The sequence below is a fragment of the Candidatus Methylomirabilota bacterium genome, from assembly GCA_036005065.1.
GTDB lineage: Bacteria > Methylomirabilota > Methylomirabilia > Rokubacteriales > DASRDR01 > DASYQW01.
Window position 1 is genome coordinate 20,936 of the sequence record DASYQW010000061.1, and the last position, 9,634, is coordinate 30,569.

The 9,634-nt window shown below is 71.5% G+C and carries 7 protein-coding genes; 1 reads left to right on the forward strand and 6 read right to left on the reverse strand.

The window, feature by feature from the left end:
• Nucleotides 1–553: 553 nt before the first annotated feature.
• The 6 genes from VGW35_04335 to VGW35_04360 all read right to left on the reverse strand — a co-directional run bounded on the left by VGW35_04335 (nt 554) and on the right by VGW35_04360 (nt 7,824).
• Nucleotides 554–922: a response regulator gene (locus VGW35_04335; protein ID HEV8306871.1), complete on the reverse strand. Its 369-nt coding sequence runs from the start codon at nt 920–922 to the stop codon at nt 554–556.
• Between the two features lie 40 nt (nt 923–962).
• Complete coding sequence (locus tag VGW35_04340; protein HEV8306872.1) at nt 963–3,746, reverse strand: PAS domain S-box protein; 2,784 nt, start codon at nt 3,744–3,746, stop codon at nt 963–965.
• Nucleotides 3,743–5,170, reverse strand: coding sequence for a glycosyltransferase (locus tag VGW35_04345; protein ID HEV8306873.1), 1,428 nt, complete (start codon nt 5,168–5,170; stop codon nt 3,743–3,745). The genes VGW35_04340 and VGW35_04345 overlap by 4 nt, the downstream gene beginning before the upstream one ends.
• A 61-nt stretch (nt 5,171–5,231) precedes the next feature.
• On the reverse strand, nt 5,232–6,296 hold the full coding sequence (locus VGW35_04350; protein ID HEV8306874.1) for a HEAT repeat domain-containing protein: 1,065 nt from the start codon (nt 6,294–6,296) through the stop codon (nt 5,232–5,234).
• A 2-nt stretch (nt 6,297–6,298) separates the two neighbouring features.
• On the reverse strand, nt 6,299–7,666 hold the full coding sequence (locus VGW35_04355) for a YaiO family outer membrane beta-barrel protein (protein ID HEV8306875.1): 1,368 nt from the start codon (nt 7,664–7,666) through the stop codon (nt 6,299–6,301).
• Nucleotides 7,663–7,824 carry a hypothetical protein gene (locus tag VGW35_04360; protein ID HEV8306876.1) on the reverse strand — a complete coding sequence of 54 codons (162 nt, stop codon included), beginning with the start codon at nt 7,822–7,824 and terminating at the stop codon, nt 7,663–7,665. The genes VGW35_04355 and VGW35_04360 overlap by 4 nt, the downstream gene beginning before the upstream one ends.
• Nucleotides 7,825–8,022: 198 nt before the next feature.
• Here VGW35_04360 and VGW35_04365 point away from each other — a divergent pair, with 198 nt between their 5' ends.
• Entirely contained in the window at nt 8,023–9,015 is a 993-nt protein-coding gene (locus tag VGW35_04365) for a sugar phosphate nucleotidyltransferase (GenBank protein ID HEV8306877.1), read from the forward strand.
• The last annotated feature ends 619 nt before the right edge of the window (nt 9,016–9,634 follow it).

A 9,634-nucleotide genomic window follows, 5' to 3' on the forward strand; every position in this document is an offset into this window, starting at 1 on the left:
GGCGGCTGCCCTTGGGCCGAGCATCTCAGCCGCGGAGGCGATCGTGGCCGGCTGGCCGCTCCCCCGGCGGTCCGGCCGCTCCTCGCGCGCCTGGCCTGCCCGCCGAGCCGCCCCGCCCCGGCGGGCGCCAGCGTAGCGCACGCGCCGGCGGGTTCCGGCATCGCGTCCCACGCCCGAGTGCCTCCCCGGACGGTCCATATCGCGGATCGCGCCGACGATACCCGGTCCTGAGGCAGGCCGCAAGGGTCGGCGTGCCCCCGGCGAGGACGGGTCTCAGAGATCATCCGGCGGTAGTGCTCGGCCGCGAGACGCGCTCTGGACCATGCGGAAGGACGACTGGCACCTGAAGATTCTCAGTGAGCTGCTGCTCTACCCGATGCGCCGCTTCGCGCCTCAGGCCGACGTGCGCATGGTGGGCGAAATCGGCGGGCGCCAGCTCAAGAGCTACGACATCATCATCGACCTGAGCAGCCAGAAGGGCCCGCGCTTGGTCGCCCGACCAGGAGGTCGTCCTGGTGAACGCCCGGCTGGCGGTGGTCGGGGTGTCCGCCGGTTAGACCTTGCGGAGGGCGGCGTCGATGCGGGCCGTCAGCTCCTTGAGGCTGAAGGGCTTGACGATGTAGTCGACGGCCCCCGCCGAGAGGCCGGCCAGGACGTCGCGCTCGCGACCCTTGGCGGTGAGCATGATGACCGGAATGGCCGAGAGCTCCGGATCGGCTTTGAGCCGCCGCAGCACCTCGAAGCCGTTGAGCACGGGCATCATCACGTCCAGGATCACGAGGTCGGGCCGCTCCCCGGTGGCGAGGGTGAGGGCCTCCTCGCCGTCGCGGGCCCGGAGGACCTGGTGGCCGCTGTTGGTCAGCTTGAACGCCACCATGTCCCCGATCTGCTTCTCGTCCTCGGCCAGCAGGATCTTGGCCATCAACGGTCCTCGGCCAGCATACGCCCGTTCGCCCCCGGCGTCACGGCAGCACCACGCGGAAGCGCGTGCCGACCCCCTTCTCGCTCTCCACGCTGATCCGACCCCCGTGACGCTCCACGATGCCCTTGGCGATGACGAGCCCGAGGCCGGTGCCGCCGGCGTCGCGGACCACCGTGTCCTGGCTGCGGAAGAACTTGCTGAAGAGCTGGGTCTGTTCCTCGACCGAGATCCCGATGCCGGTGTCGTGGACGACGACCTCGAGCTGCCCGTCGGTCCGCTCGGCCCGGACGCCGACCTCGCCGGCCGGCGTGTACTTGATGGCATTGGAGACGAGGTTCGCGAAGACCTGGATCAGACGGTCCCGGTCGCCGACCACCACGAGCCGGTCGGAGATGTGGTCGCGGAAGGACAGCCCCTTCCGCTCCGCCTGCAGCCGGAACGTGGTCACCACCGACCGGAGCGCCTCGGCCAGGTCGACCGGATCGCGCCGGATCTGCATCTTCCCGGCCTCGATCTTCTCCACGTCGAGCAGGTCGTTGATGAGCGCCCCCAGCCGGTCGGTGTTCTGGCTGGCCACCATGAGGAACTGCTGTTGCATGTCGGTGACCGGGCCGGCCTCGCCGTCGAGCACCAGCTCGAGGTGCCCCCGGATGGCGGTGAGGGGAGTCCGCAGCTCGTGGGAGACGGTGGCGATGAACTCGTCCTTCATGCGCTCGATGGCCTTGCGCTCCGTGATGTCCCGGGCGATGGTCGAGAAGCCGGTGATCCGGCCCGCCTCGTCCCGCGTCGCCGAGATGGTGAGCGAGACGTCGATGGACCGGCCGTCCTTGGTGAGGCGCACCGTCTCGTAATTCTCGACGCGCTCTCCCCGTTCGATCCGCACGATCATCTCCCGCATCTCGCCGGCCCGCTCGGGCGGCACCAGCATCGCGAAGGGCTTCCCCCGGACCTCGTCCGCGGAGTAGCCGTAGATGCGCTCGGCGGCGGGGTTCCAGCTGGTGATGGTGAGATCCGGCAGCCAGCTCATGATCGCGTCGTCCGACGACTCGACGATGGAGGCCAGCTGGAAGCGCGCCTCGTAGGCCCGCTTCCGCTCGGTGATGTCCCGGACCACCACCGCGAAGAAGTGATCGTGCTCCGTGCGCACCACGCTGACGCTCAGCTCGATCGGGAAGCGCGAGCCGTTCTTGCGCTGGCCCTCCAGCTCGGTGCGCTGGACACTGGTCGTCTGCAGGCCCGAGGCCGCGGTGGCGGTGGCCGAGGCCGGGATGATCAGGTGCAGGTCCTGCTGGACCAGCTCCGGGGCCGCGTAGCCGAACATGACCTGGGCCGCTCGGTTCACCGAGGTGATCCGCCCCTGGGCATCGACCGTCAGGATGCCCTCGCTCACCGCCTGGAGGATGCCGCGCAGCTGACCTTCCGAGCGCGCCAGCTCGCGCGACCGCACCGCCAGGAGGTCCCGTTCCTGGGCCTGCTCGCCCACCAGCCGCGCATTCCGGACCGCCAGGGCGGCCGGCACCGCCAGCCGCAGGAGCGTCGCCTCGTCGTGCTCCGTGAAGGCCCGGGGCGTCCGGTTCGCCACGTAGATGAGCCCGAGCAGCTCCTGCTCCAGGATCACCGGGACCGCCAGGGCGGCGATGACCGCTTCGGCGGACACGGGGTCCGTGTGGGCGTCGTGGACCCGGGCGTCGTCGGGGTAGTTGGCGACCCGGATCGGGCGCCGCGTCTCCAGCACCCGGCCGGCCAGTCCCCGGCCGGGCTCGATCGTATAGTGTCGCAGGGCGGCGGTCCGCTCACCCAGGAGGGCCACCACCCGGGCGGCGCCCGTGCGCGGGTCGACGGGCGCGATGTAGGCGAGGTCGCTCCGGCAGAGGAGCCGGGCGTGCCGCGCGATCTTCTGGAGCACGGGGATCAGGTCGAGCGTCTCGGCCAGGTCCTGCTGGACCTCGACGAAGGTCTCGGCCTCCCGCCGCGCCCGATTGAGCGCCTCCTCTCGCTGGGTGACCTCGGTGACCATGCGGTTGAACGCCGAGCCGAGGCGCTCCACCTCGTCGCCGGTCTGGATCGTCACCGGTCGGGACAGGTCGCCGGCGGCCATGCGCTCGACGGCGTGAGTGAGCGACGTGAGCGGGTGGGTCATCCGGCGGCCGAGCAGGAGGCTCAGGGCCGCGCCGCCGGTCACCACCACGAACCCGCCGGCCAGGTGGAGCCACCGGGTCCGGCGCTGGGCCTCCTCGTGGGTCCGGGTGCGCTGATCCAGCAGCCCCGCCTCGACCTGGACGAACTCGTCCATCTGCGCCCGGAGCGCCTCGATGGCGCGCCGGGACTCGCCCACCAGCCCCCCGGCGAGCGGCGCCTGACCCCGCTCCATCGCCTCGACGGACGCGCGGGCCGGCCCCTGCCGCCACTCCTCGAGCGCCGTGCCCATCCGGGCCAGACGGGCTCGCTGTCCGGGATCGTCGGAGACGGCCGGCTCGAGCCGGCCGAGTCCCCCCCGGAAGGCGTGATAGCCCTCGTCGACGTCGCGCCGGCTCGGACGCCCCGCCAGCACCGAGTCGGACAGGGCCTGCTGCATCCGGGGCAGGTGACCGTCGAGGGTGCGAGCGAGCGCGATGACCTCGAGGGTCTGCCGGACCTGCCGGGACGCCTCGAGCTGACGCTCGAACATGGCATAGGTCAGGCTCCCCAGCACCGCCACCGGGACCAGGATGATGGCCGTGACGGCGAGGATCTTGAGCCGGATGCTCGGCAGCCGCAGGAGTCGGCCCGGGCCGATCCCCGTCGCCGCCCGTCGTCCTCGGTCGTCGGCGGGCCTCACCTTCACGTTCGGCTGAACCCCCGCCGCTCCATCCGGCCCCAGCCGAGGTCACCGCGCCAGTAATCCCAGAACGCGCGGGCCCGCCACCACGCCGTCGCCTGGCGGTAGCCGAAGTTCTCCAGCACCCCCATGAGGACGAGCAGGGCCAGGTCGCGGATCCGCGGGTAGCGCCGGAACGCCATGTCCTCGAGCAGCACCGCGCTGACGGAGAGCAGGATGCCGTAGAGGATGGCCACGGTCAAGAAGACGAGCATGAAGGCGGTGTCCAGGATGCCGAGAGCATAACAGAGCGGGACGATCAGGTAGCCCGACAGCTCGACCAGCGGGCCCAGCATCTCGAACACGATGAAGGTCGGCATGGCCACCACCCCGATCGTGCCGTACCGCGGCCGGGCGAACATCCGGCGATGGCGCCAGAGGGTGTCGATGAGTCCCCGGTGCCACCGGTTCCGCTGGCGGCGCAGGACACGCAGGGTCTCGGGCGACTCGGTCCAGCAGACGGGGTCCGGAACGAAGCGCACGCGGTACGGCGCGCCCTCTTCCCGGAGCCGGCGGTGCATCCGGACGACCAGCTCCATGTCCTCACCCACCGTGTCGTGGGCGTAGCCACCGGCCAGCATGGCCGCGCGCTTGTCGAAGAGCCCGAAGGCGCCCGAGATGATCAAGAGGCCGTTGACCGCGCTCCAGCCCATGCGGCCGAAGAGGAAGCCCCGGAGGTACTCGACGATCTGGACCAGGGGGAGGAAGCGGCGCGGCAGGCGGACGCCCACCACGCGGCCCGCGTGGATCTCGCAGCCGTTGGCGATCCGGATGATGCCCCCGGTCGCCACCGTCACCCCGGGGTCCTCGACGAACGGACGGACGACGCGGAGCAGCGCGTCGTCCTCGAGGACGGAGTCGGCGTCGATGGCGCAGAAGAGTGGGTAGAGGGAAAGGTTCAAGCCGGCGTTCAGAGCGTCGGCCTTCCCGCCGTTCTCCTTGTCGATCACGACGAGGCTCGGGTACTCGGGCGCCTCGTAGACGCCCCGGATCGGCCGGCACGGCACCGCGTACTCGAAGCTTCGGGGGACGAGACGGAGGCCGAATCGCTCGATCAGCATCTCGAGGGTTCGGTCCCGCGACCCGTCGTTGACCACGATGACCTCGAACTCGGGGTAATTCAGCATCAGGAGCGAGCGGACACTCTCCGCGATGTTGGCCTCCTCGTTGTAGGCCGGGGCGATCACGGAGATCGGCGGCGTGAGGGGCGATCGCATGAGCCGCCGCACGTCCCGCCACTGGGCGGCGCGCAGCGCGCGGCGCGTCTCCCGGAAGCCGAGCAGCATCAGGCAGAGGTACTGGGTATTGATGGCCAGGAAGTACAGGAGGACGAGGTGGTTGTAGGCCAGCGCGATCTGGCCGCCGAGCTCGCCCCAGCTCGAGCCGCTCACGTTGAGGCCCGCCGACGACCGAGGACGACCCGGCGCGACGGGTATCGGCCCGGGCCGGCTCTCATGGGAGGGCCGGGATGACGCTGCGTTCCAGGATATAGCGGGCCATGTCCCGCACCCGCGGCTGGACGTCCCCCCGGGCGTCCTCGAGCGCGGTCTTGCCGTCCGCCCCGAGCTCGGCCAGGGCCACCGCGGCGTGGTAGCGCACCCACCAGTGCCGGTCGTCGAGGAGCGCGCGGAGGCCGGGGACGGAGGCCGGGCTGCCGAGCAAGCCGAGACCCCGCGCCGCGTGGCAGCGGACCTCCCACTGCGGATCCTCGAGCAGGGCGTGGAACGGCGCCAGGAAGCGAGGGTCCCCGATCGCCGCGGCCGCCTTGACGGCCTTCACGCGCATCTCAGGGTCGGGGTCCCGGCAGAGCTCGAGGAGGATCCGGACGGCCTCGGGGGCCCGGTGCCAGCCGAGGAGCTCGACGCCCGCCAGGCGCCCGCGCCGGCTCCCCGTCTGACGGAGATAGGTCCGAATCTCCCGCGCGACCTTGCGGCCCTTCTCGGCCAGGATGTCCTGCGCCTGCCGGGCGACCGCCGGGCTCGGGTCGCCCAGCATCGGCACCAGGGCGGCGAGCGCCTCGCGTGTCCCCAGGTCGCCGATGGCCCGCACCGCCGCCATCCTCACGTCCATGGCCGCATCGGCGAGCGCCGGGACCAGGGCCCGCAGCGTCCCCGGGATCCGCAGCGTGCCGAGGTTCGCGGCGGCCGCGGCCCGCCGGCTCCGGCGGATACTCCGGAGCCCGGCCAGCTCGGTGTCGAGCAGCCCGAGATCCCGATAGAGACGGGCGATCCGCGCGGCCTCCTCGCCCCGCAGGTCGGCGGCCAGGCGCAGCAACACCTCGCGGATGACCAAGGGATCCAGGCGCCGGAAAGCGAGGCGGAGCTCGAGGGTTGCCGCGGGATCGTCGAGCGCCCGGTGGAGCAAGGGAGTCAGGACCAGCTCCCGCCGCCGCGTGTAGGCGGCCAGGAGGTTGGCAATCTCGCGCTGAGCGACGAGGAGGAGGAACAGCAGGAGCACGCCGAGCCCGAGGGCGAGGACGAACCCCACGGCGACCCCGTAGGCGATTCCGAACCGCATGGTCAGAACTCGACGAAGAGCGTCGTCCCGATGCCGTGTTTCGTGTACGAGCCACGCCGGTCCTCGTACGCGTAGTCGAACCGTATTCCGCTCCAGTCGGTGATGCGCCAGATCACGCCGGCCGACACGGTCACCACGTTCACCGCCTGGACGACCTGGATGACGGTGCCGGCCAGGAAGGTTTCCCGCCCATACGCCCCGCCGACGTACACGCTCACGGGCCCCTCGGGGATGAACGTCACCTGCGCGGAGCCGGCGCTCCCGTCGCCGGCGTTGGAGGAGTGGGCATAGTAGTAACGCGCGCGAACGCTCAGGTAGGGCGCCCAGACGAGCTCCACGCCGGGTGTCACGATGTCGGCTCGGACGCCCCCGGGATAGTTCGAGTGGCGGTAGGCGAGGAGCGGCGTGGCCCAGGTGGTCAGCCGGTAGCCCACTTCGGCCTCGTATACCTGGCGGGCGACGACCTCGGCGTCGATCCCGTACGTGAAGGCGCCCGAGAGCGTCACGTCGCCCGGAAGGTTCTGGGCGCCGCCCAGGGAGATCTGGGTGTCGTCGAAATCGAACCGGCGATACTGATCGAGGCCCACGAACAGCCGCGTCGTCTTCGCGACCTGGACGGTGAGGCGCGCCGTGCCCTGATGCCAGTCGCTGAGCCCACCGCTGAGCGTCTCCCAGCGGTAGCCGAGGTCCAGCCGGAACCGGCGGGGGGGCGGGATCGCCGCGATCCGGCGCAGACCTTCGATGGCGTCCAGGTTGCCCGGGTCGAGCTGCAGCACCGCCGCGTAGATCGTCCTGGCTCCCTCGAGATCGTCCTGCCAGAGCCGGAGCTTGGCGAGTCCGAGGAGCGGCGCCGGGTCCTGGGGCGCCACGGCCCGAGCTTCCGCGTACGCGCGGGCGGCGTCCGCGTAGCGCTCCTGCCAGCTCAGGATGTCCCCCAGCGCGAGGAGGGCCTCGGCCGCCCGCGGATCATCGGTCAGGGCCCGGCGAAGCTCCGCCTCCGCCTCGGCGTAGCGCCTGGCGTAGCCGAGCACGCGGCCCCGCCCGATCCGGGCCTCGACGTCCCGCGGCGTGATCGCGAGGACCCGGTCGAAGTCGGCCAGCGCCTCCGGGTGACGTCCGAGCCAGCCCAGGACGCGGCCCCGCTCCTTGCGGGCCTCAAGGTCATCCGGGGTTCCCTCGAGGAGGCTCGTGTAGGCGGCGAGCGCGCCCTCCAGGTTGCCGGCCCGCACGAAGGCCCGCGCCTCCGCCAGCTGGTCCGAGCCCGATGCCTGGGCCCGGGCGATGGCGGCCGGTGTCGCCAGGGCCAGGAGCGCGACCGCGGTGGTCAGGACGCGGCGGACTCCCGTTCGGCGGGAGCCGGGTCCCCTCACTGGGCACGCTCCAGGACGACCGGACGGAGCTCCCGCTGCCGTGCCGGCGCCAGGCAGACCCACGTCGCCACCTCGGCGGGCGCCTCCGCCGCGACGCCCGCGACCAGCGCGCCGGCGAGCGCGGCGACCGCTCTTCGGCGCAGCTCCGTGCTCCGCATCGTCGTGATTGTAATACAGTCGGTTCGCGATTCCGCTTGACAGCCTTTCGCGCGCTGCTACACTGACTGGAACACGGTTTGTCGATGGTTCAGCAATCGCCCGGCTCGGGAGGGGGAGGCCAGGAGATGCAGCAGGGTCCCCCGACCGATCGTCCTCACGCCTCAGGTCATTCTCCGAGCTCTTCCGCCCTCTGGGGGGTGATCCTCGCCGGCGGGGAGGGGATACGGCTTCAGCCGCTCACCCGGTGGATCACCGGAGACAGCCGGCCCAAGCAGTTCTGCAACCTCACGGGACACGGCACGCTGCTGCAGGACACGGTCCGGCGGGTGGCACGCCTCATCCCGCCCGAGCGCCAGCTGCTGAGCTTGACCCGGGGACACGCGCGATTTTTCGAGCCGCTGATCGGCGAGTGCGGGCGGGTCCAGCCGGTGGTGCAGCCCGAGGGCCGAGGCACGGCGCTCGGGGTGCTCTACCCCGCCCTCCACGTGGCGACCGAGGACCCGGGCGCCACCATAGCCGTGTTCCCCTCGGACCACTTCGTGACCCCGGCTGATCGCTTCATGGAGGCCGTCGCGGCCGCCGCGGCCGCGGTGGAGCAGCATCCCGAGACGATCGTCCTCCTGGGCATCCTTCCATCCTACCCGGAGACCGAGTACGGCTGGATCGAGCCCGGCGACGCGCTCGATCGGCGTGGCGCCGGCCTCGTGCGCCGCGTCCGCCGCTTCGTCGAGAAGCCCACCGCGCTGTGGGCCCGCTCCATGCTCCGCGCCGGCTGGCTCTGGAACACCCTCGTTCTGGTCGCCAAGGTGGCCCACCTCTTCCAGCTGGCCACCCGGCAAATGCCGGACACCGTCCGCCCGCTGCTCCTGGCGTGCGACGCCATCGGCACGCCCGCCGAGGAGACCCGGGTCACCCGGGCCTACGCCGAGGCGGCTCCCGCCAACCTCTCGCGCGACTTTCTCGAGCACTCCCGGGAAGCTCTCGGCGTCCTCGAGGTCCGGGGGGTGACGTGGAGCGACTGGGGCACCCCCCGCCGTGTCGTCTCGACACTCACCCGCCTGGACGAGCACCCGACCTGGCTGACCGACGGCCTTCGCAGGGAGCTCGCGCGCGTCGCCAGCGGTCCCGCCGTCCCGTCCCGGCGGGCTCGATCCGAGGGGTCGGACATCCGGCCCGTCGGCGCCGCCTGAGCGCCGTTCCGTCTCGGCCCGACCACGCCGTGACGCGGATCGTGACGGCGCTTCCTTCCCGCGTCGGCCGATCCGAACTTGGTATCGGCTTTGCTCTGCCCGGGAGCCAGCGGGGTGGCCACGCCGATGCCGGCTTCGGCGGCGCGGGCCTCGATCGACCCGGCCCGGCTCCCTGAGATCGCGGCGCCCGGCGCCCCTCCTCCACGTTTCCTTCTCCCCCTGCCTCAGCGGCTTCGGGTTGGGATTTTCCCCGGGGGCGCCGTTTCACGCCCGAGGGCGGCTCGCCGCCTGAGCGGCAGTGGGAGGCTCCGCCGGCAGGAATTGCGCGTCTGGCGCCGCTGGCTTGTATTTCTGGCAAGGCTCGACGGGCCATCATGAAATTCCGGGCGCGCACTCAGTGCCGTTGCAGACTTTGCCGTGCCGCATTGACTCGCGTGCTGACACTGTGACGGAATTTCTACGCCGCTTCCGGCGAGGGCCTGACACTCTTGCGCGGTCCGATGGGCGGCATCGGCTTTGCTACCGAGAGTTGTTGCAATGTTTCAAATGCGATCCCGATGGATAGAAAGGATTGCACGCCCACGATGGACCTGTGGGCCCTCGGTGGTGCGAAGAGAAG

Bases quoted from the DNA above. Each gene is read 5' to 3' on its own strand.
- VGW35_04335 (HEV8306871.1), bottom strand. From the start codon at position 922: ATGGCCAAGATCCTGCTGGCCGAGGACGAGAAGCAGATCGGGGACATG.
- VGW35_04350 (HEV8306874.1), bottom strand. From the start codon at position 6,296: ATGCGGTTCGGAATCGCCTACGGGGTCGCCGTGGGGTTCGTCCTCGCC.
- VGW35_04360 (HEV8306876.1), bottom strand. From the start codon at position 7,824: ATGCGGAGCACGGAGCTGCGCCGAAGAGCGGTCGCCGCGCTCGCCGGC.